At 61.5% G+C, this 21,963-nt stretch carries 22 protein-coding genes; 4 read left to right on the top strand and 18 right to left on the bottom strand.

From position 1 onward, the window contains the following. Nucleotide 1 precedes the first annotated feature (1 nt). Together JK213_RS10615 and mobF are read left to right on the top strand one after the other, a co-directional pair. Complete coding sequence (locus JK213_RS10615; protein ID WP_211571447.1) at nt 2-352, top strand: hypothetical protein; 351 nt, start codon at nt 2-4, stop codon at nt 350-352. After that, complete coding sequence (mobF, locus tag JK213_RS10610; RefSeq protein ID WP_249200538.1) at nt 349-3,537, top strand: MobF family relaxase; 3,189 nt, start codon at nt 349-351, stop codon at nt 3,535-3,537. The genes JK213_RS10615 and mobF overlap by 4 nt, the downstream gene beginning before the upstream one ends. A 10-nt stretch (nt 3,538-3,547) precedes the next feature. Here the strand turns inward: mobF and JK213_RS10605 are convergent, their stop codons facing one another. The 10 genes from JK213_RS10605 to JK213_RS10560 are packed head-to-tail and all read right to left on the bottom strand — an operon-like array spanning nt 3,548 to nt 12,142. Continuing rightward, on the bottom strand, nt 3,548-4,489 hold the full coding sequence (locus JK213_RS10605; protein WP_249200536.1) for a DNA/RNA non-specific endonuclease: 942 nt from the start codon (nt 4,487-4,489) through the stop codon (nt 3,548-3,550). Next, on the bottom strand, nt 4,467-6,782 hold the full coding sequence (locus JK213_RS10600) for a type IV secretory system conjugative DNA transfer family protein (RefSeq protein ID WP_211571446.1): 2,316 nt from the start codon (nt 6,780-6,782) through the stop codon (nt 4,467-4,469). Before JK213_RS10600 ends, JK213_RS10605 begins: the two co-directional genes overlap by 23 nt. Nucleotides 6,783-6,786: 4 nt before the next feature. Next, entirely contained in the window at nt 6,787-7,221 is a 435-nt protein-coding gene (locus JK213_RS10595; protein WP_211571445.1) for a hypothetical protein, read from the bottom strand. Nucleotides 7,222-7,232: 11 nt separating this feature from the next. Further along, nucleotides 7,233-8,381, bottom strand: coding sequence for a hypothetical protein (locus JK213_RS10590; RefSeq protein ID WP_211571444.1), 1,149 nt, complete (start codon nt 8,379-8,381; stop codon nt 7,233-7,235). Further along, nucleotides 8,378-8,875, bottom strand: a complete 498-nt coding sequence (locus JK213_RS10585; protein WP_211571443.1) for a lytic transglycosylase domain-containing protein — start codon at nt 8,873-8,875, stop codon at nt 8,378-8,380. The genes JK213_RS10590 and JK213_RS10585 overlap by 4 nt, the downstream gene beginning before the upstream one ends. Then, nucleotides 8,872-9,291: a hypothetical protein gene (locus JK213_RS10580; RefSeq protein WP_211571442.1), complete on the bottom strand. Its 420-nt coding sequence runs from the start codon at nt 9,289-9,291 to the stop codon at nt 8,872-8,874. Before JK213_RS10580 ends, JK213_RS10585 begins: the two co-directional genes overlap by 4 nt. Further along, nucleotides 9,288-9,536 (bottom strand): IcmT/TraK family protein, encoded by a 249-nt coding sequence (icmT, locus tag JK213_RS10575; RefSeq protein ID WP_064273037.1) that lies wholly within the window; start codon nt 9,534-9,536, stop codon nt 9,288-9,290. Before icmT ends, JK213_RS10580 begins: the two co-directional genes overlap by 4 nt. Continuing rightward, the gene (locus JK213_RS10570) at nt 9,536-10,702 is read right to left on the bottom strand and encodes a type IV pilus twitching motility protein PilT (protein ID WP_211571441.1); all 1,167 of its coding nucleotides are present in this window, start codon (nt 10,700-10,702) and stop codon (nt 9,536-9,538) included. The genes icmT and JK213_RS10570 overlap by 1 nt, the downstream gene beginning before the upstream one ends. Continuing rightward, entirely contained in the window at nt 10,699-11,697 is a 999-nt protein-coding gene (locus tag JK213_RS10565) for a type IV secretory system conjugative DNA transfer family protein (protein WP_211571440.1), read from the bottom strand. The genes JK213_RS10570 and JK213_RS10565 overlap by 4 nt, the downstream gene beginning before the upstream one ends. After that, on the bottom strand, nt 11,690-12,142 hold the full coding sequence (locus JK213_RS10560; RefSeq protein ID WP_211571439.1) for a DotD/TraH family lipoprotein: 453 nt from the start codon (nt 12,140-12,142) through the stop codon (nt 11,690-11,692). The genes JK213_RS10565 and JK213_RS10560 overlap by 8 nt, the downstream gene beginning before the upstream one ends. Before the next feature lie 225 nt (nt 12,143-12,367). On the opposite strand from JK213_RS10560, the gene JK213_RS10555 reads away from it, so the two are divergent. Both JK213_RS10555 and JK213_RS10550 read left to right on the top strand, forming a co-directional pair. After that, entirely contained in the window at nt 12,368-12,664 is a 297-nt protein-coding gene (locus JK213_RS10555) for a type II toxin-antitoxin system RelB/DinJ family antitoxin (protein WP_211561251.1), read from the top strand. Continuing rightward, a complete protein-coding gene (locus JK213_RS10550) occupies nt 12,621-12,908 on the top strand; it encodes a type II toxin-antitoxin system RelE/ParE family toxin (RefSeq protein ID WP_273498699.1) in 288 nt (95 codons plus the stop codon). Before JK213_RS10555 ends, JK213_RS10550 begins: the two co-directional genes overlap by 44 nt. 41 nt (nt 12,909-12,949) lie before the next feature. Here JK213_RS10550 and JK213_RS10545 read toward each other — a convergent pair whose 3' ends face one another. The 8 genes from JK213_RS10545 to JK213_RS10510 all read right to left on the bottom strand — a co-directional run bounded on the left by JK213_RS10545 (nt 12,950) and on the right by JK213_RS10510 (nt 21,960). After that, complete coding sequence (locus JK213_RS10545; protein WP_211571438.1) at nt 12,950-16,054, bottom strand: ATP-binding protein; 3,105 nt, start codon at nt 16,052-16,054, stop codon at nt 12,950-12,952. 13 nt (nt 16,055-16,067) lie between these two features. Next, a complete protein-coding gene (locus JK213_RS10540; protein WP_211571437.1) occupies nt 16,068-16,547 on the bottom strand; it encodes a hypothetical protein in 480 nt (159 codons plus the stop codon). 174 nt (nt 16,548-16,721) lie between these two features. Further along, on the bottom strand, nt 16,722-17,153 hold the full coding sequence (locus JK213_RS10535; RefSeq protein ID WP_211571436.1) for a hypothetical protein: 432 nt from the start codon (nt 17,151-17,153) through the stop codon (nt 16,722-16,724). Nucleotides 17,154-17,256: 103 nt separating this feature from the next. Beyond that, on the bottom strand, nt 17,257-17,790 hold the full coding sequence (locus tag JK213_RS10530; RefSeq protein ID WP_211571435.1) for a hypothetical protein: 534 nt from the start codon (nt 17,788-17,790) through the stop codon (nt 17,257-17,259). 10 nt (nt 17,791-17,800) lie between these two features. Next, entirely contained in the window at nt 17,801-18,991 is a 1,191-nt protein-coding gene (locus JK213_RS10525) for a hypothetical protein (RefSeq protein ID WP_211571434.1), read from the bottom strand. Between the two features lie 67 nt (nt 18,992-19,058). After that, nucleotides 19,059-20,345, bottom strand: coding sequence for a DotG/IcmE/VirB10 family protein (locus JK213_RS10520; RefSeq protein WP_211571433.1), 1,287 nt, complete (start codon nt 20,343-20,345; stop codon nt 19,059-19,061). Beyond that, nucleotides 20,342-21,319, bottom strand: coding sequence for a DotH/IcmK family type IV secretion protein (locus JK213_RS10515; protein WP_211571432.1), 978 nt, complete (start codon nt 21,317-21,319; stop codon nt 20,342-20,344). The genes JK213_RS10520 and JK213_RS10515 overlap by 4 nt, the downstream gene beginning before the upstream one ends. Before the next feature lie 11 nt (nt 21,320-21,330). Continuing rightward, a complete protein-coding gene (locus tag JK213_RS10510; protein WP_211571431.1) occupies nt 21,331-21,960 on the bottom strand; it encodes a DotI/IcmL/TraM family protein in 630 nt (209 codons plus the stop codon). Between the last annotated feature and the right edge of the window lie 3 nt (nt 21,961-21,963).

Raw genomic sequence — 21,963 nt, 5'->3', positions numbered from 1 at the left:
CATGAGGGCTTTCTATCTTGTCCTCATGACAGATCAGACCCAGACCCCCGACCGCGCTCCCGAGACCGATGCTTCGGATCGGGAGCTACTTCAGATCCTTCTCGCCCGCTCTGACGAGCAGGGAGAAGAGATCCGGTTCATCAGCGAAAAGCTGAGTATCCTGATTGAGCTTCTGACCCCCTCGGAGAAGGGAGACGGCCCGACACTGGACGACATTCTTGCGCGCCTGGTCGAGCTGATGAAGGATCAGGAGCCGGTCATCAGGCGTATCGACCACACGACCGCCCGCAACAATGATCTGCTGGAAGGCCGCAAAGTCCGTCCTAAGGCAGAGGACGGCCGCACATCATGATGACCTTCCGCAAGATTTCGGCGGAGTGTAACGGCAAGTTCGTGGCCGCCTATTTCACCGAAGGGGCACCGGATCCGGAGCACGATTTCCGCACGGACACCGGCAAGGTGCCTGACGGTGATGGTCAGCGCCTCACGAATTACTACCTCGGCCGTGATGGCCGGGCCTCGTTCAATCCGGGCATGAGCCAGCAGATGGCGGACGTACTCGGCGTGGATCGGCGGGCCATGCCCACCACCGAAACACTTGCGGCCCTGTTCGAGGGCAAGCGCGCTGACAATGGCGAACAATGGTCTCAGGCGAAGCGAAAGATCAGCGCCTATGATCTGACCATGGCCCCGCACAAATCGGTTACGCTGGCTGCCGAGTTCGCGCCCACGCAGGCCGAAGGGGCCGCCATCTGGAACGCTGTGCAACGGGCCAATGACGCGACCATGCAGTATGTGGCCCGCGAGCTTGGCTTTGCCCGACGTGGTCACGGTGGGGAAGACGGAGAAGAAGCCGGGGAGGTCGCCTGGACGTCATACCGTCACCGCACGTCGCGCCCGACCCTGACCCTGCATGATGCCGAGACCGATACCACCTATCTGCGTGAGGCCCCGACCGGGGGCGATCCGCAGATGCACATCCATAACTCGCTCTACAATGTGGTTGTGACCGAGAGCGGTCATGTGGGTTCGCTGGACACCAAGCGCCTGCGCTCCCGCGTGCATGAGTTCGGAGCCTTCTTCCAGGCGGAACTGGCGGATGAGCTGCGCAAACTCGGGATCGAGCAGTCCTACGACGCCAAGGAGCAGGCGACTGTTATCTCCGCCGTTCCGCAGGAGGCCTGTGACGCTTTTTCCAGCCGCACGGCCGAGGTGACGCGATCGGCGCGGGCGTATGCCGAGAAGGAGGGGCACGACTGGAACACCATGACGGCCGAGCTGAAAAACAAGATGCTCAAGGCCGCCAGTCTGGCGCACAGGCAGAAGAAGAATGAATCCGCTGACGACGTTCAGGCCTGGCGTGAGCGGGCCGCTGCGATTGGCTGGGAGCACCACAGCGTCATGGGCACGGCTGAGGCCACGGAGGTATCTGTCGCGGGCCGACATGAGCAGGCTTATGCGTTCGCGGCCAAGCATCTTGGAAAGGAATTTGAGACGGCAGCTGTTCTCGATCACGACAAGCTGAGGATGTATGCCGCTCGCGGCCTCATCGGAGCGGGCATCCCCGGGGGCATTGAAGACATCGACCAGGTGGTCAAACTGATCGAGGGCAAAGGCCTTAAGGTTCGGGGCGAACAGGTGAGCCTTGTGTCGTGCGTCAAGAATGACCGGGTCCGCGTGACGAACACGGCCCAGATCCGTGTCGAGGAGACCCTTGCCAAGGAGGCCGTTCGGGCCTCGGCGGATCGAAGTGCCTCTCTGTCGGACGCCCAACTCACAGAGGCCATCGCGCGATGCGACCTCGATTTCGACAACGAGCACGGCCAGTCCCAGAAGGCGGCGATCTATGCCCTGGGGAAGGCCGGAAAGATTTCGATGCTCACGGGTGTTGCCGGCTCTGGCAAGACAACGCTGCTTCAGCCACTTGTGGATGCCTGGAAGCGGGATACCCGGTTCTCGGAAAAGGGCCGTGAGGTCATCGGTCTTGCCACGGCCTGGCGTCAGGCCGATGCGCTTGGCGATGCCGGGATCCATCAGCGCTACGCCATGATGCCCTTCCTCAGCCGCCTTGAGAAAGGCGAGCAGACTGTGGACGAGAATACGGTTCTGGTCATTGACGAGGTCGGCCAGGTCGCACCGCGCCAGATGCTTCAGCTTCTGGAGCTGCAACGCGCGAGCGGCTGCACCATCAAGGCCTTGGGTGATCGGGAGCAGGCGCAATCCATTGAGGCCGGTGACACCGTCGAGATCCTGCGCAGGGTTCTGGCCAAGGAAGACATGCCGGAGCTGCTGTCCACGGTCCGGCAGACGACCGCCCGCAATCGTGAGATTGCCGGACTATTCCGTGGCGAGACACCAGATGCGGATGCACTGGACGCGCTTCGGCCTAAAGGGAAGGCCGCCTACGCCAACCAGGATCAGGAAAATGCGGACGATCCGCGCAACGCCTTTCACTTTGAGGAAGTCCGCCGCGCTATCGACATGAAGCGCGAGGACGGAACCATCCGTCTGGTCGGCGGCGATCAGGACGAGGTTCTGCAAAAGATAGCCGAGCTTTATGTCACGCGCCGCGACGCCTTGGCTGCGTCCGGCTCAAAGCGCGGGATCAGTATGTCAGCCCTGACCAACCAGGACGCGGCCGACCTCAGCCGCGCTGTGCGCAGGATCCTGCAGAACCGTGGCGAGATCTCCCGGGATGAAGTGACGCTGGATGCGGTCGATCAGCGTGGCGAAACTTATGACCTTCAGGTCGCTGCCGGCGACAGGTTGCGTCTGTTTCGGCGCACCTGGGGGGCGGTCGATGGAAAAGGGACCACCGTTGGCAACAATGGCGATGTCGTGGAGGTAGTCTCGCACGGCAAGGATGGCCTGAAAGTCCGGATGAAGGACGGGCGGGAGGCAGATGTTGAGTGGCGTCGGCTGAAGGACCATAAGACCGGCCGGATCCTTCTTGGCTTCGGCCATGCCATGACCATTGATGCCGCCCAGGGCCTCACCTCAGACGAACATATCAACGCCCTTCCGCGAGGCGTGGCAACGGCAACCGGGTTTACGTCCTACGTGGCAGAGAGCCGGGCCAAGGGCACGACCTGGACCATGATCTCAGACGGCGCGACGTTTGAGGCCGTGCGCAACGGGCGCGCGCTCGGTGATACGACGGAGATCACCAGCGACGATCTGTGGAATCATGTGGCCAAGGGTATGTCCAATAAGCCCTATAAGGCGCTTGGCATGGATCTGCCATTCACGTCGCAGGAGGAACGGGAAAAGCACGTTCAGGAGCTGATCCGTCTCGGCAAGATGCAGGAGGAAATGGCGCAGGATGGCCGGGACTATGGGCGCGAGGTGGCCAACCGCGTGCAGGCGATCACTGTGGCAAAAATGGCTGCCCCGAGGCTGAAAGTCATTGACGAGCAGATTGAAGCCCTTCTGGCTCAGAGAGGGGCGGCTCCCTCTGAGGCCGAACAAACCCTGCGCAAGAACCGGATCGCTCTTGCGCAGGCGGTCACGACGCAGTTCTCAGTGGGGGGCATCTAGGTCGCCCGAATTACCTATTCGTCGTGAGGGAGTGCAGGAGAGCCTTTATGGCCTTTTGTACTACTGCGCTTTTCCAGCTTGCTTGCAGTTTTTCATTTCCTGCACGATGGCTCAGAGCATAAGGGCTCTGGCGGATCGGTGGCATTGAAGCGACCTGCTCTTTAAGACTGGCAGGAAGTGCAGGGAAAGGGTCAATGTTGACCAGTTGTGTGAGCGTCGACACCGATGTGATTTTACAGACAGGGTGTGCGGTATTGAGGCAAATATAGGCCCCTGTTCCTGAACCTGCTGGATCATAGATCGCTTTCCAGGTGATCGCGGGAACCGGGATTTTTCCGGGACCAACCGTTTTTTGGATCTGGTCAGGATTATACCCGGGCCCTGTGACGACAAAAACCTCGCCTTCTTGATCGGCCCATCCTCGCACGGCGCTTTCGACACCCTCCCATGCCCCTCGGTTCAACGCGGCGGTTTGGGGGACGATGTTGGACAGGAGAAATGACTGATCCTGCGATGTCGCGTCCGGCTCATCGCCACTGGGGGTCATGTGACCCCGATCGTAACCAGAGCGCCGGTAGTCAGAAAGGGTCGCCTGCATCGACCCTGGGAGGCGACTATCTACGCTAAAGGTGCCTTTGCGCGCTGTTTTGCGTGCTGTTTCGATCTGCTCTTCAGTGAGATCTTCAGCCGACCATAAAGGGCCCTTTGTGTCTTCAGAGGCCAGAACCGCATAGTCGTTGTTACATAACAGAACCGTGCCACCGCGTTGGGTTTCAGAAAGCACTGCGGGAGGTTTCCCTCCCGCAAAAAGGTGGCTGCATGATGCAGGATCAGCATGGGCTGACGATGCTGCTGCCAGGACTATCAGGCAGGTTACAAAACGAACTCTCATGAAGGCTCTCTGCCACTGTCGCACCGAGAAGAACAGCTTACGCTTGAAGTCTTTCTCCAAGCGTCCTGAATGCCGCCAAGATTTCTCTTTCGCTGGCCCCTTTGGCGCCATCCGTGTTGGCCGGGAGTGCATGAAGCTGATCGCGTGTCGCCAGAACAAGTACAGCACGCCGACGAGGCGTCCGCCCGGTCCGACTACCCACAAGACGCTCCAGTTGCTCGACCTGTCCCAGAAACGCCCCATCCATGGGCTGAGCAGGCACAAGGCTTTCATCTTTGTTGTCGTCGCGCTGGAACCGACCCCAGGCCAGCATCCCCGCGAACGGCGTGTTGCCTTCTCCATGACCGTGAGCCGTGGTGGCCCGCAGGTAGTCTGAAAGATCTGTCAGGGTTGTACTGATATCGCCCATGAGGGCAAAACTGTTCCGCTGGTTTTCGTTTGCAATCCTGCCAATCAGGGCTTTGACCGAAGGCGGGAAGGCCGAGCTGGCCGTCTCGATCTGGAAGTCGCCGTTTTCCAGCGTTTCGACGATGCCCCAGGTCTCGGCATCCGGATCCACACCATGTCCGGACTTGGGAGAGGGCAGCATGACCGGACGGGCGCGGCGCACTTCTCCTGAGCGTCCATTGATGTCGGCAAAGAAGGTCTTGGAATGAATGACCCGGCCGCCGAACATCGTGACGGCCTCACCCTCGATCAGGCTTTGCAGATCGTTCCACGGCAGACGGGAGACCTCGCGGACCTCAGCGCCTGAGCCGTTGTAATATCCGTATCCATCGTGCTCCACGCGGGTTGCCTGTGTGACTTCGACCTTGTCGGCCTGCTGTTCCAGCCATTCACGCGTCTTCATGGCATCCTGAAGCCGCAGCGCATGGGTCAGGTTCGCGTTGCCGAGAAGGGAGAAGGCCTTTTCGCCAATCCGGGCCGTCAGGCCGGGCAGATCCTGAAACGAGATCCAGAACATGCAGTTCAGGCCACGGCCCATGGCGAGCATCCGATCCATGCCGTCCGTCACATAGGCGGCCAGCTCATCGAAGAAGATCTGAAACGGCGCATCGCCGGCACCGGCCTTCAGCTTGAACACTTCGCTGGCAGAGCCGTGCAGCTTCGCCCCGAGAAGCTGGGCCATGACGCCGCGCAGCGAGGCCACGACAATCTTGCCCAGGCCCGCCAGACTGTCCGAGGAGTTCTCCAAAGACGGCAGAATGACGATCAGAATACGGCGGTTCAGCACCACATCGCGCATGATGATGTCGGCAGTCTCGGCGCTGAAGATATGCCCGAGACTGACGCCAAGCTGGGTGAAGACGCGCGAGAAATACATCTTGGCATAGCCGTGCTGCTCGGACGGCTTGTTTTCCTTCTGCGCGTTCCATTCCAGAGAGGAATCATAGCCGGGCAGTTCGCCGAGATACGCCTGAAGCGGCCAGAGCACATCGTCCGGAATGTCTTTGACCCTGCGTTCGATAGCCTGATTGGATCCGGGATTGCGGATGAGGAAGACCTTGTGCCGCGCAAGGGTGCCGATCCAGCGGAGGTCGGTGGCGTATCGGATCGCGTCGATATTGATGGGAATACCGTGGGTGTCGCGCATCCAGACGAGAGCCGGGACTACTGTGCCGATGAGGCCGACAGCACGGTCACGGAAGACGCCGTTGGAATCATTGGCCGACTGCTCGCCAAGCTGGCTGACCAGCATTTCGCGTATGGCATCCGCGTTTCCAGTGGCAAACGGATTGAAGGTGTTGGAATCCCGCGTGCCGGAGGCGGCAAGGAAGTTCAGCGCTAGCACCTGGTCATCGAGCCCGAACCGCCGTGCGAGTGCCAGCACATCGCCATAGACGGTGTTGTCACCCTTGGCGTCCACCAGGATGCAACCCGAGCCATGCGCCAGGGCATTCGTTATCAGGGAAACAATGGCCGTGGTCTTGCCGGACCCGGTGGTGCCCGGAATGGCCGCGTGCTGACGGGCCGCGTCCGAGGACATCCAGAGCTGGCGACGGGTGCGCGCCTCGGTGCCGAGATAAAGAATGCCGTTGGCCTGGCGGGGTTTGCGATCTTTGGGATTGAGATCGTTCGCATCCTTCAGCCCGCTGTAACGCGGCATATGGAGCGGAAGACGCTCGGGTCGCAGCACTACCCAGGCTGCCACGGCAGGCGCCGCGAGGATCAGCGCGCCGTCAATCGCAGGCACGAACCAGCCCAGACCGACCGCCACGAACCCAAGCCATCCGGCCAGAGGAGAGCGAAGCTCTTCTTTAGCCTTTGTCCAGAACGGGCGGGTGTCGCGGTATGTCTTTCCCCGCTCGACCTGCTGGTGGCCAAGCGGTGCGCCAATCTTGCGAGCCGTCATGGCCTTAGTTCTCCAGACCGAACGGCGAGCCAGCCTGTGCGGGTGTGGACGGCGGCATTTCCACATGGGCGGGCTGATGCAGGGCCTTCAGGATTTGCTGTGGTGCCGTGGGGGCCGGAGCTTGCGCCTGTGTGTCCATCGGGCCGCTGGAGGGCAAGGGCGGAAGAGGCGCGGACTCTGGCATCGCAGGTGCTGACGCGCGCAGGCCGCCAAAGGTGAGCAACAGACCCGCGCAGACGGTAGCTGTCGCGGCAACCGGCAGGAAACAGCGGATCCTGCTGGCCGGTGCGGCCTGAGGTTCAACCGGAGCGATCTCTCCCTGAGGGGCCGCGACAGGCTGGGCTTGCGAGAAATGAAGATGGATTGGGGCCGTGCTGCCCTCCTCGATGTCGAGTGTGAGGGGTGCGTTCTGGCCATGCTGGAGAATGATGCGGGTCATGAAGCTATCCTTCAGGCGGAGCGGAGCGTGGAAAGGGCGCGATCAAGCACCGGAATGTAGAGGGGGCGACGCAGGCGCTGTTCCTCGGACCAGTGGGCGCGGGCGCCAGCGGCTTCCATCCGGGGATTGGGATGCACGTCTTCGTTGGGGTTTTCGCTCGGGTAGCCCAGGGAGTGCAGGGCGTACCAAAGCGGCCGGTCGATCAGCTTGACGATGGCGAACGCCGGAGGCGCCAGCACGCCCGCTTCAAAACGGGCATCGCACAGAAGCGTCATGAGGGCAGTCGTGGTCCACCCATGACGGTCACAGCTCTGCGCGATCGTGGCTTGCATATCGGGATCTACAAGGAAGTCCTGCGCGGTCTTCAAAACGTCTGCGGGCACCTTCAGACTGACCTTCGGGCCGGTATCGCCATCAAGTCCTGCGTCTGCCAGACCTTCAGACAGTTGACCGAGCAGGGTCATGGCCTCATCGCGACGCTTGAGTTTATGCAGCGCAAAGACCGCAAAGAGCACCTGAGCCGCAGGTGGCGTCGCGACGGGTCCGGCTGTTGTGTAGTGCGGGCCGAGCTGACGCTCGAAAGCCTCCTGCGCGCAGACCTCACTGAAACTGCCATCAGCGGCCGTGGCAAAGCGGCTGCGCCATTCGTCAGCCGTCAGGGCGGGATCGGCCGGAAGAGGTGCCCCGGTGGACGGCGCAACCAGCCGGGTGATGCGGCGCTTGGCGAACCCGCGCAGGGTCGGAAACATTTTTGCCTGCACGGCAATCAGGCCTTCGAGATCGAGGACGGTCCGCAGGGCCTTGTTCTCCCCGAAGAAGAGGCACAGGCCCGCACAGATCCCACCGACCAGGACCGCAACCCACCGGAGTTCCATGCCGACGATGGACAGGCCGTAATAGAGCTGGATCAGACGAATGGATGCCGGATGGTGCAGGGCCTGTTGAAGCTGGATATTCAGGTGGGCCAGCTCGGGCGTACTCGGCAGGATGCCGGTCTGCCAGATCAGGGCCTCACAGTAGAAGCGGCTGATTTCGGTGTGGAATGTTGACCAGACCATATAGGCTAGGACAACCATGCCCAACAGCGCAACACCGGCCAGCATCAGGGTGATTTCCCCGGACGAGCGTGTGCCTGAGGACCGCGACGCTGTGCCACTCATGCCGGGTCTCCTTGATGGCTGGTGCGGATCAGGGTTTGGGAAATCTCGTAAAAGCGCTTCAGATAGGCCGTGCCAAAACGGGGTGTATGGGAGTGATAGCCCGCCACAGCCTGCCAGAGATCGCCCCGGGCCTTGGTCATTTCCTGGCCGAGGATCCAGCCGCCCGCTTCAAGATTGGCGCAGGAATTGTTCCGCAGCGCTGCGTAGGCGCGGGACGGGGTGGTGTGCCAGTGCCGTGCAATCTCGGGAACATGGATCGTATTGACCTGCATGGGGCCAAGGTCGGACGTCCCGTTGGTATTCTGTACGGCCTGACCGGGATGGCCGCCTTCGACGTAGAGCAGGACCAGCATGACACTCGTCGGCACATGCGCGTTACGAGCAGACTCCTTCAGGCAGGCCGCGATCTGGCGTCCGCCGTCGTCTTCGGCCCAGGCAGCCGGGGCCGCCATGAGGGCCGCGAGGGCCAACGGAAAGAAAAGGCGTGACATCATGCGGCCTGCTCCTTCTGGACGGAGACAGGCTGAAGACGCGTCATACTGGCCTGCCAGAGGCCCGTCAGATCACACAGATTGATCTGACCGTTCTGAACCGGGAGCGCGTCCAGCACATCAAGCAGGCAGAGCAGGACGGTGACTAATGACTGCGCGCCATGGTCGATGACAGTCATGCCGAGGGCGGCTTCAGGATCATCGACCAGCTTCAGGCCAAAACCGTGCTGCGTCATTTCAAACCACAGCGCCTCGGCGGTGATCAGGAAGGCTGGCAGGAAGCCGCTGCTGGATGCTGCGACTGTGCTAGCGCAGGGGGTTGAGTTGGTGGCATCGCTCAACAGAACGCCGAGGCCCTTGCGGTCGATGGCACGGGCCAGAACGTCTGAAAGCACGCCGATGGCAGGAGAGGCGGTCATCCGTAGCGCCTCCGCTTCCATGTCGGCCGGCCGGAGCGGACGGGGCCGGTGATGAGGCGGCGGACGGTTCTGAGGGCAGCCGGCAGCGTCAGGCCAAAGAAACTGATCGTTGCAAACAGGGCGGTCCCAAGAACCCCGATATACAGCGTCGTCCAGCTCCAGTACGTGACCGTCACGAGAAGCGGCAGACAGGCCCGGCCATCAAGGATAGCCAGACGGACAGGTTGTGCGGTTGCGCGCCACATCAGGCGTCTCTCCTCCAGGCCTCATTGGCCGTCTGTTCGGTGATCAGCCCGTCTTCCAGGGCCTTACGGATGGCGACCGCATAGCTCTGGCCGTCGCTTTCGATGGCCTGAGCCACAAGATCGGGCCAAAGCTCGCTCTCGGTGCGCATGAGCTGACGGCGCAGATCCTGATGAAAGGTCAGGAACTCGCGTACCGCGACACGGCCGCCGCCGACCCGATCCAACAGACGTTGGTTGATGACGAAACGCAGCGACTGCGCCAGAGCGCTGACGAGATTGTCCCGCTCGGCCCGTGGGCACAGCGCGATGGAGCGCTGGATCATGAGGGGGCCGTTATCGGCATGGATGGTGGTGGAGAGCTTGCCGCCCGTGATGGCGCAGTTGATGGCCGCCTCCATGGTCGGGCCGTCACGACACTCGCCCAGCACCAGGTCCGAGTTTTCGCGGCGCATGGAGCCTTCGACAAACAGCGGCGGCGTCATGTTTGGCGGTCGGATCTCCGTCTGGGTGATCCGGTTGCCGTTGGGAGGCTTGAGGCTGTCGAAAAGGAACTCGATCGGCTGCTCGCCCGTGGAGATGTTGCATGAGACGGTCTGATCCATCAGCCGCTCGTGGATCAGCCCGAACTGCAACGTGGTCTTGCCCGATCCGGTCGATCCTCCCGTGAGAACCATGCCGCTTCTGAGCAGGTTCGTGTCGCGGATCTCCTGCTCGACGCGCTGTTCGTCCAGGCTCTTCGGCAGGGTCGGGATCGGCCGCAGGACAAGATTCATGCCCGGGCCGCGCATGGTCTGCACGGGGAAGATGTTGATACGAAAGCGCAGGGACTCACGACGGTTGAGCGTCACGCTATAGGCCGTATCGAGCTGAAGGCTGATCAGGACGCGCGCCGAGCCGTCCGCGCCATAGACGTGATCCACGATCTGCTTGAGATCCAGCGATGTCGTGGGGTCCATGGTGGCGTAGCGGTTGCGGCCATGAACCGTGAGCGTGGCACGGTGTCCGGTCAGCAGGTCAATACGCGACGCGCCGAGGCCATGCGCCCATTTCAAAAAGTCATCGAGACCGGGCGCATGTTTCCGGGCTTCAGCAACCCATGGATATTCGCGTTTTGCCCGCTCGTGGGCCCAGGTTTCCGCGTTGTGGAGCTTGAGGGCGGCGCTCATCGGCAGTCCTCTGGATAGGCCACACGAGTGCGGGCCTGGAGGCCGGGCTGCCCGGTGATCCGGATGACGCGGTCGCCGAGATGCAGACTGTCGCCGCCGCCCACGGCCTGACGGTCCTCAAAGACCACGCGGGGTTCTTCGACACGACCGGCCCGCAGAAGCACGCGGTAGCGGGCCATGCCCGTGATGTCGCGCTGAAGACGGGAGAGATCGGACAGGTAGATCTCATCAGCCACCTTTTCTCCAGATGCCCAGCCTTCCGCCACCCAGTCGTTCCAGTGCCGCACTTCCTTGTCCGTGTGCGGCAAAGCGGAGGAGGCCGGATGACGTGGCTTGTTCCAGGAGCGGACGAGATAGGTCCGCCAGTTCGGGGCGGCGGACGTAAGCTGTGCCTCTCGGGTAATCTCGAAGACGCAGCGGCTTTCATGAGCGATGGTGCCTGTGTCGTTCAGGGCAAAGGCCATCTGCGCCTGACTGACGATCGGGGGCTGCATCAGCGTTTGACCATCACCGACCGGCAGGACGAAGGGGCGAAAATCGAATGTCGTGTCGAGGATTGGCTCGTTGTGGCGCAGCATTTCATTGATGGCGAAAGACCGCGCTGCCTGTCCGCCCTGTGCGCCGTAGGTCAGCGCGGCCTGCCGGATCTGCTCGCGTCGGCCTGGCTTGAGGTCGTCGCCGGCTTCATCGTTTGGTCGAGCGTCCTGCAAGGCTTCGAGAGACGGTGGGGCCTCACCGCCTGTGATGCGGTCGAGCTGAAGCGCGCCCGTGACCGGGGTGTTCGCAGGATTGCCCAGGGCCTCATCATTGGCGTTGACCTGATCCGCGCCCGGCTCAGGCGGGTTTGGCATGGAAACGAGCGTCCCGCTCCGGGCTGGCGGAGGAAGGGCGCTTGTGGACGGCATGATGGTGCCGGTGTCGGCCGCACCTGCGAGAGACGGAAATGCGAGGAAGGCAGCCGTTGCGAGGCCGCAGAGCAGGGCGCGATCAGCCATGGTACGTCACCGAGATTGCGTGGGAGAGGGGATCGACAGAGACGGTGGCCTGATCTCCCGCCTGCTCGCCGAGCGTGCGCAGGTGGTCAATCACCGGGGCCACGGCATTGATCTGGATGTTGATCTTCCGATGCGGGCCGAACGCGGTCACGCTGTATCCGATGTCCTTGCCGAGCTTGCGGACCGCAGGCTCAAGCGGGCCTTGCCAGACGAACCAGACCTGACGCTTGAGGTCAGCGGGTAGGCCGGGGTCCGGGGTCATGGGAGGCGGGGTCGGCCGCAATGTACCGAGCTGGGCCAGATCCGCGTCGGTCGTGGCAATAACGCGTTGTAGCGCAAGCTCGGGATTGGCCATGCCTGTTGTCGCCACAGGCTCGGGCGGTTTGGTGGCGCAGGCCGAGAGGGCCAGCAGCAGAACAGGTGTCAGAAGATAGTGGTCTCGCATGGGTCCCTCCAGATGTTGGAAGGATCATCGCGGCTCAATCTGCGACTTTCAGAAAAAACTTGGAGGCGTTTCATCACCACTCAGGGACAATTTTTGCGGTCCCTGATGGTTTTTGTGTTGCTTTTGTTGAACATATGTTTGACTACTATTTCTAGTAAGTCGGTCCCATAGAGACGATATGCGAGTGCCGGTGAGTACCGCAGAGTAAAGAGAGATCCCGACACGATGCCCCAGATCACTGCAAACACAGCCCATTTCGGAATGCGGCTTGAAGCCGATTTCAAAGAAGAGTCTTTCAGGAAGGTCAAGGAACTCGGAACGACGCCTGCTGACCTGTTTCGGGACGTTCTTGAATATGTCGTCAGAAACAACCGTCTGCCGATCCGCAAGGAAGTCGTGAGCGACGATGATGCCGTTCTTCTTGATCTGGTCAAGAAACGCCTGAAGAACCCGGGGGAAATTATGAGGAACGTGAACCTTGACGATCTACTCGCTGGACATCCCGGACGTCGTAAGGGATGAACTGTACGCGCTGGATTACAGCGTTGCAGAGCGGTTCGTAAAAAAACTCCGCAAGATCCTGCATAATCCCCATGTTCCAAAGAACAAGCTTCGCGGTTTACCGAACTGTTATAAAATCAAACTGCGTGATGATGGCATCCGTGGGGTGTATCAGGTCCACGATCAGGAGATCACGGTTCTTTTGATCGCGGTTGGCAAGCGTGACAAAAGTGCCGTTTACGAAACTGCTAAAGACCGATTGTAAAAAGAGGGGGCCTTATCCCCCTCTTTCGTAAACCGTGTGTCTTACGCAGCGGCCCGCTGCTGCTCGTCCATAGCTTCCAGGCGCTCGTACAAGCCCCCGGCAATGCCCTGACCCGACAGAATCTCATCCACCAGAGCGTCCATGACGCCCTGCTGTGCCTGCTCATCCTGAAGAAACGAGCTTTTCATCGCCAGAGCCTTGCGGCGTGCCAGCTCCTTTTCCGCACTCCCGCCCGGGAACACGATGGCAAGGCACCGCAAGGCGCGGCTTGAGGGCATCCGGGCAAAGAGACGCGACCGCAAAGCGGTATCGTTTGGCGTGCTGGAGAAGGCCCAGAGTTCAATGGGGCCGAGCACGTTGACCAGAAGCTGCTCATATTTACCCTCGGCCGCGTTCATCACCACGAAGAACGGCGCGCCGTTGCGGCCTGGACCGGGCAGGCGGTTGCGCACCACATAGGCGCTGGCAGGCGTCAGCTTGAAGTTCTCGATCATCTCGTTGGCCTCCCGTTCGTCTCCGCATTTCAGGATCCAGCGGGCCGTGGACTGACCTACGAGATCGGCGCTGAAGTCGCCGCTGCGCTGGCTGATGAACGAAAGCTGCACATTGTGCTTACGGCCCTCACGAACGTCCCGGATCGCCTGCTTATCGACCTGCGGGGCCTCCTTGGGACGATGCCACTCTTCGAAATCGAGACGCTTGATCGTCTCCTTCATCTCGGTGAAGCGGCTGCGATGATACTCCCGCACATTCTCGGGCATGACCGGCAGATCCGCATATTCCGGATGTAGGAAGAAGTTCCGGCCGATCAGGTAGCGACCAAGCATATACATCAAGGCCGTCTGCCGGTTTGCACTCTCGGATCCCTGCGGGGCGACGCGGGCCAGATCCAGTACGATGATCCGGGCGTCACCCAGATCAAGCTGGGTCGGCTCGGAGAGTGTTGGATACTTCTTGATGGCCGCCATGATATAGCGCTCGAACGCATCAATGAGCGTTTCCTGCGTGGGCAGGACGATCTTGGAATAGCGATTGAAGATTTCCGGCGCGCGGGCCGCTGCAATCAGATCCTGAAGAACCGGAACGGCATGACGTTGGGCAATTCCTGCCAGACGATGCTCGCCCGCAGCGATCAGGGCCGTCACAACGTCGCGCCACCAGGTCGGGTCCGCGCTGTCGAGATCGCCTTCGGCCGCCGCGTGATGCGGAAGCAGAAGGCCGAGACGGTGGATGGCCTCATCCACCAGAGGCTCGATGCCCTCGCGGTAGTGCTTCGGATTGCCGCCAGCAACACCCGTGCACTGACGATAGGCCTCCGCAATCACGTCGCCGACGAGCTGGTCCATCCCTTCGAAAGGCTGACCATCAAGGGGTGTGGCCAGCAGGGACACGAAGTTGTCGATGGCGACTTCTTCAAGCGGCAGCGGATATTCGAGGCCCACCTGAAGGTCGAAGATATTGACCTCAAACCCCGGTGCCATCTGCATTTCCACGAAGATGGCCTCATGGGCACGATCCGGCCCGAGTGCGTTGCGGACCATTTCGATAAAGCCGAGAGACGCATGGCCGATGTCCAGCTTCGCCAGCAGCGGCAGCTTGACGCCATTATTGCCCATGGCCGCAGAACTCAGGAGCAGGCCAAGGAGAATGGTGTTTCCAAGCACCGTCTTACCGCTGCCTGGAGGGGCGACGATAATATCCGCAATATGTTCGCGCACGCCGCCGCCAGTCGGATCGAATGGCCAGATCCCGCCGTCGGGTTTACGAAAGAGGATGGAGCCTTGCGGGAAGGGGGAGGCGCTTCGCATCCACGGCATCATGCTCATGGCATCCCCCAGAGGCGCAAGAGCCGGGGTGGCTGTGGAGCCTAGAGAGAGCACGGGAACCGATCCCATGGCGGCCTCAAGCGGATCGCCCGGAACCCGGGTGGTCTTGCAGCCGCCCCAGCTTTCGATGCCCTGAGACAGATCGGCCGCACGGCGACGCAGTAGCTTTTCTTCGCCCACGGGTGCCCAGGTGCTGGCGGTCATCCGCATCCGAACGGAATTATGGTTTTCGGTCTCGCGCTTACGCTTGATGGCCTGAAAAGCTCGCGTAATGTCTTTGTTGCCCGGAAACATGCCGAGCATGGTGGCCCCTGTTTCCTTGATGGCGAACGCGGCTTTGCCACCGCCTTCGAGGATCATGGAACTGCGCCAGGGCAGACGCTTGCGGCCTAGAGTGTTGAGCAGTTCCGAGAACGGGCGCGGATCTTCGGGGCCGAGCAGCATGTCCACGGGCGCATAGGTGTAGTCACCGACCGTCACGAGCTGGCCACCCTGATTTTCGGCATCCGCGTTGAAAATCTGATCACGCAGGGACGGCCAGAGCAGATTCTCGGTCTTCGTGCTCTGTTTTTCGTCGTCCGGGAGACGCGGCATCACAGGGTCGCCCACCAGCGTGGGCTTCCAGCCGCTTCCGGCCGTTTCGCGGTAGAGCGTTTCACGCGCCAGCGTGATGGATTCATCGGCCCGTAGCAGCGTCGTGGAGATGCCGAGATTGGACATGCTGTCCTGCACACGCGCCACAAACGCATCATGTCGGCCAGCCATCAGCTCGGAACGCAGCGTAAAGCGCTGACCGCTTCCCGCTTTTGGCCAGGCCTTGACCTGCTCTTTCCGTTCGGCCGCCACCTGCTTCTTTTCTTCGCGGGTCAGAACGGCCGGACGGGTCCACAGGATATAGCAGGCATCTTCCCACCGCATTACCTGAGGCCACCGCAGGCGGCGCTCGTTAATGATGTCGTGGAAGTCGGCATTCATCATGCGTGAAATTTGCTCGCATCCGTTGAGCGCTAGCAGATCCACGGCAACGCGGGCCTGATCCGGATCGGAGATATACCAGCCTTCGATCGCATGGCCGGTGCCTTCGAGCAGACCCTGAAGCTCGATGCGCTGCTGTTCGGCGACGGCTTCCACGTCTGCACGCGAGCACATGGTGCGCAAGCCATTCACACGCAGAACAGAGACGTATTCGCCCCGGAGCGTCACGAGCCGATCCTGATGGGCAGCGTCCGTGTGATTGGTCTCGATATCGCAAAAGGATTCGAGGGGCTGACGAAGGAAGAGGCTCGCGCTGGCAAGCAACTCGGTCAAAAAGCCAGACATTGAAAACTCCGCGTCAGGATGAGGTAAGAGCAAGGGCCTTGTCGAGGAAGGCGGGATAAACGTCAGCGCCAGCGTCAAGCAGCTTGCCGGTCGGCAGAATGCGCAGGCCTGCGCGGAGAAGAGCGAGATTGCGTTGGACGGCCTCATTGGCGCTGCCACACAGGCGCATGGCCGTTGTGATCTGACGGATGGAGCCGGATTGCAGGCGATGCGCGGCTTCCGTACGTCGGGATTCCAGCAGACGCAGGAGCGTCATGGGCGTCTGGAACGACGGGGAAAACTGCGTGCCGAGCAGAGGGTCTGGGATGGCCTTTAGGACGGTGTCCCAGAACTGGCGGTCAGACTGACCCTGTTGTCTGGCCATCAGGCGAAGTGTCTGGTGGGCGGTGCGAACAAGGAACATCAGGCGCGACTGAGAGATTTCCGGCCACCAGACCAGCATGGCCTCGGCGTCGATGGCCGCACGCGACGTGTCCTGCAGAAGGTTGCACACCTGGCAGACCCTGAGACCGGCCTCTGAGGCGGGACCAGTCCAGGGAAGACCTGCACCGGGCGACGGCAGAGCGCAGCACGAGCAGGTGAACGAGTCATCCGACCCGTCTTTCCCGGGCCGGATCTCCTGGTCGAGACCAGGTTGGAGGAAGAACGGATCGGAGGTCATGTCAGCTTACTGGAACTGGTAGCTTTTGGCGGTATTGCTGATTTCAGCATTCCCGTTGGAGGCCGTGTTCGCAGAGTTGTTGATCCACTTCGGACCTGTAGCCGCCACACCGGCCAGAACGAAGCAGACGACGCCGGCAACCGCCATGCCCGGGCGCTTGGTCTCTTCCTTCTGCGATTTGTAAAACAGCACGATACCCGTCACCAGCGCGACAATGGCCAGCGCGTAGAGGGCTGCGGCAGAGCCGACACCGATGGTGTCCGTACCTTCCTGCGCCATGTTCTGGATCTGTTGTCCCAGGCCGTTGCTGGACGGCGTACCCCCTGCGGCAGCAAGGGCGGTGCCAGCCATCACCATTGGCAGCATGGTCGCTGTCGCAACAGTTGTGCCGATCCTGGCGAGCGTGCGGGAAGAGGACGGGGCTGTCTGGGATGTCATGAGTTGTTTCTCCGTTGTGAGGGACAATCCCCTCTGCCGACCAATCTGACCGCGTGATCTGCGACTGAGGCGGGCGAGGGGTGTTTTTTTTCGTCAGCTCGTTTCAGGGCCAGAAAGAGAGGATCCAGGTGGCGTCCTTGACGGGATTGAGGAGCATGACGCCAAAGACGTACTGGATGCCGCAGCTAAGGCGCTCTCGGTTTGAACGGCCTCGCTGTATGGCAAACCAGGTCAGGACGGCGAAGAAGCACGTCCAGGCCCCGAACATCTGAAAGAACAGGGCAAAGTCTGTGACGATCGCCAGGATCGCGTCTTTGGGGCCGGTACCGGTGATCAGGCTATCCGCCGTGCTGTAACTGGTCGCTGCGTCGCCCAGAGTAACCTGCACGTCGGTTCCGGCCGAAGCCGTGCTTTTGGTGAGGATGACATTGAACGAGGCGAAGACACCGCACAGGACAAGCGACAGATAGGGCAGCCAGGGCTTGTCCTGCAGGGCCTGAATGGTTGGGTGGTAATACTGATAGATCCCGACAAGACTGAAGATCAGACAGCTCACGGCCGCTGCATAGCAGGCCGTGGGCAGAAGCCAGCCCATGCCGACGGCGATCTCGTGGACGAGATTGACAAGGCCTTCCATGCTGGCCTCCTCAGTTCAGGTCGCCATGAGCCGTGTGCAGAACCCAGGTGGCGCCGTGTTGGCCGATGGTCAGGACGGCGCCGTAACCGGGAATGACGGTGCCAATGCCGACCTCGAACTGACGGGCCTGTCCGCTTGGGGCCGCACTGTCTTCGATCATGGCGAGCTGCGGCGAGGCCGCAACAATTCGGTAGTGATGAATCCAGGCAGGCTTTGGAGCCGTGCCGGCCACTGCGGCCGGAGCGGATGTGGCGCTCGACGTTGGGGCCGCAGCGGCAGGCCTGTTCATGGCAGCGCTCAGGGCCGCACGCGCCTTTTCGGCGGCGGCATGGGCCTGGGCGGCCTCATCGGCACCGGAATTTTCAGCACCCGTGACGGCGTGATTGGCTTCAATCAGGGAAATCCGCCGTGTCAGATCGTTCAGGCGGTCTTCTTCAGCTTTGCTGCGCCCTGTCAGAGATTGTCGCAGGCTCTCGACCTCGCCCCGTTCGCGTTCGATGACGCGGGCCTCTTCGGTAACGAGCTGAAGCACGTCGATCTGCTGCTGCGTCGCCATGGGCGCGGCCTGAAGGGTCTGGGCTGTCTTGACCGGATCGGCAGGCGGTGCGGGCGGAGAAACGGCCGGGGCGTCAGTTCCGGTGGCGTCAGTCTGGGCTGGCGCAGACTGCGATGCGGCTGACGGCGTGGCAACGGCGGCCGCAGGAGGCGCTTTCGGGGCGGTCCCAGAGGCGGGCGGGTTCGACGCAGCTTTCGGGTGGCCGAGGGTCTGCATTTCCGCAAGATCGGCGGTTGCAGGAGGTGCCGCCACCGGAGCCGGTTCGGGGGCCTGAGCCACGGGCGCTGCCGACTGATCCATGCCGACTTCCTGGCCAGGCGCGGAGACAGGGTGATGATGGTGCCCACTAGCTGCCAGAATCCCCACGAGAAGGACGCCGCAGATCCCGAGACCCGAACCGCCGTAGAGCTTCTGGCGAGGTGTCAGTGCCTCGTAGCGCGAGATCAGGGGCGTGAGAAAAGAAGGGGAGCCGGATGATGCCGGTTCGACCGTGTGACTGTCAGCATAGGCCGTTGCGTCGGCGTCGTGACCGTCCAGATCGTCCGCCACGGTATCGTGGTGAGAAGGCGGCGGGGGGGCGGCCGATGCGGGCTCCATCCGACGCGGAGTGGTTTCGGTGTTCAGGTGATGAACTGTGGAACTCATAAAAAAGATCCTTCTGGCTGAGACTGCCAGAAGGATCGGGGAATGATCTGCGACTGAGTGCGAAATATCAGGGCTTATCGACAACGGGATCCATAAACATCACGCCGACATTCACATTGGCGGCCAGAATGATCCGCGAGCGGGTTGGCGTATCCTGTGTCAGGGCACTGTTGATGGCCGAGGCGGCACTTCCTGCGGCGACGCCGAGCTGCTGGCCCATGTTCAGGCGCTGGATATAGTTCATGCCACCCAGAGCACTGTAGCTGCCGGAGACGTTCGATGTCGTCTCGATGGCCTGGCCGAGGCCCTGCACGAATGCAGCCGCTGCTGGCATCACGAACCGCTGGAAAATCAGGGGATCGACGCTGGAGGCGACACCCTGCTTCATGGTGTCAGGTGCCATCACCACACCGTTGGTTGAGAGATTGTGGCCCTGATGAATGATCTTGTTAACCTGCACGACAAGGAGCTGCTCGTTTCCGGGTGCCCTTGAAACTGTTGCAATCATACGGTCGCCGACGACCGGGCCGCTATCGGCCTCAAGCACAATCTGACCGGACAGGTCGCTGTCCGTCGCCGTGACGGTATGGGCATAGATTCCGCGACCGGCTGGGATCAGGGCGGGCGGAGGTGCCGAATTGTGTGAAGCCGTTGCCGCTGCGGATGCACCTGCTGCACCACGCGAGGCGACGGTCATCTCGGTCTGAGGCTGACCCTCCCCCTCTGGTTTGAAAACCGCCTCCTGAAGAGCCGACACAGGGGGGCGGGCCTGAAGGGCGCTTTCGATACGCGCGATCTCGGCGACGTAGCGGGCACGGCGCTTTTCACGCTCCTGCTGCTCGGCCTGAGACGTTTCGCCGCTTCCTGAAGCGGAGTAGGCCGGATCTGTCTGGACAAGCGGTGCTTGCGGGGCGCTGTCAATATGGGGCGGCTTGGGAGGCGGTGCTGGAGGCGTAATCGGGGCGCTGTATCCGACTTCCTGCGGCTGCGAGGCCTCAGCCTCATGAGGAAGTACGGCATCCGCCCGTTGTCCGTTATTCCCTCGGGCGACGGCCGGGGCGAGATCGGGGGTGTAGGATTTTCCTTCCCCTTCCGATTTTTGCGCGTCCTCGGCGTTTTGCATCTGACGCAGACGGTCCTGCTCCGGATTGGTATTGGTCCCACCTGGTAGAGCGTTCATATCCGCGATCTGACCCGGATTGGACTTGGGCATCTGCTTGGTTTCATGATGTGAGACGGCGAGCACTAGCGCGAGAACCCCGGCAGCCGAGGCTCCAAGCAGAACCAGGCGTCGGTTTCCTCCGCGTGTTGCGCTCGACAGGACGGATTTGAACTTGGGAGGTTTCGGGATCATGGCGTCATGTCCTTGAGAGACGCGGACACGGTCCGACCGGAATCCGACAGGAGAATATAGGGGGTCTGGCGGAAGGCGTAGAGGGTGTAGCCGTCTTCACCGCGCTCTGAACTGTCCCAGGCAGGGGTCATGAGTGCCAGCCGGGTGCGGATGTAGAGTTCATTTCCCATCCGCCACGCCCGCACGTCATCAGGGGAGAGTCCTTCGACGCTCTGGGGCACGGCAGAGGCCGGAGCGATCCCCGAGAGCATGGCGTTCATGAAGGGCTCTGCCGTGTCAGGGGCGGCTTCCGGACTCATTTCCTGCCTGGCGTTGGGGCCGTCTTCGTTCACGCGCACCGTCAGGTTGTCGTCATAGGTGCCCCGACCTGCCAGAAGCAGGAACGAGATTGGCTTGATGGCACCTTTCAGGGTGACGAGCAGGCCGCCACGTGGAGACAGCGACAGTGGCTCGATATTGATGGTGTTGCTGCCAGCATAGGGAACGCAGGTGTAAAAACCTGTGGTTTGCACCGCAGGTGATCCCCCTTTACCCCCGTCAGACGAGCAGTTTTTCAGCCCATCGGGATTGGCGGATGTGCTGGTCGTGTTCCATGCAATCGGCCAGGGTGCCCCGGAGCGATCTACAAAAGAGACAGCCGTGGGATAGCCTTTGGTCGTAAAAATCAGCGATGTCTGTTGGCCGGGAGCAAAAGACACGCGGATGGCCGGGCGGCTGGTCGGAGCCGCGACTTCCGTGGCGACATCCTCACGGGCCTTCTGGTTTTCCTTGAGACGTTTGCCAAGGCGTCGGATCATTTCCGGCGTCAGCGGGATGGCTTCATCTTCGGCGGCCTGCTGATCCTGTTGCTCGGCAGAGAGAGGGGGAGACGCTGGTGGGGTCTCCGGACCAGGGGCGGCCGACTGTGCCAGCGCGGTGAAGGGCATGAAGCCCATGAGGCCCAAAAGGGCTAACGAAAAGGAACGAGTTTTCATGGCACGGATCCTCACTGCGGGCTGGCCACAAGCTGGGTGATGGCAATGCCGTCGGGATGATCCTGATCTTCGACCCGCTCAACATGCACGGTTGCAATCAGGGTTTGCGAACTCTGCTGGTTGACGTTTTCGCAGGTCTGAACGAAGGGAAACTGCACGACGTAGTGGTGATGACCGTTGACCATGCTTTGCTGACGAATGGTGGCCGCACGTGTTGGCTGTGCGTAGCAGAGCAGCTTGGCTTCCTTCATTTTCGCCAGATTGCCGTCCTGGACGAAGGACTGCGCGAACGTATTCCAGCCATTGATGGTGAAATGCGAGCCTGCTGCGTTAAGCTGCGACGGATAATCCCGGTAATTGATGTTGTACGGCTTGAGCGACCACTTGATGACCCAGGACAGGAAGTCTTCCTGACTGAGGATCGGGCTGTTCAGTGCGATAGCCGGGCGAGGGGCGTTGATCCCGTCCACGAAGAAATACTTCGGGTGAGGATGATACGACCAGGCACGGGCCAGAAGAACGGCCAGTACAACGACGACACCCGCGAGGGCGATGGACGTCTGCAAGGAACGCTCAACGATCTTTCCCTGAAAATCAGGATCGGTTAGGCGTCGGTTCAGGGATCCCGAGGAGCGGCTCATGGC

The organism is Gluconobacter sp. Dm-44 (genome assembly GCF_018256175.1).
Taxonomy (GTDB): Bacteria; Pseudomonadota; Alphaproteobacteria; order Acetobacterales; family Acetobacteraceae; genus Gluconobacter; species Gluconobacter cadivus.
The sequence above is the reverse complement of the archived record's forward strand: the minus strand, read 5'-3'. Positions and strand labels throughout refer to the sequence as shown.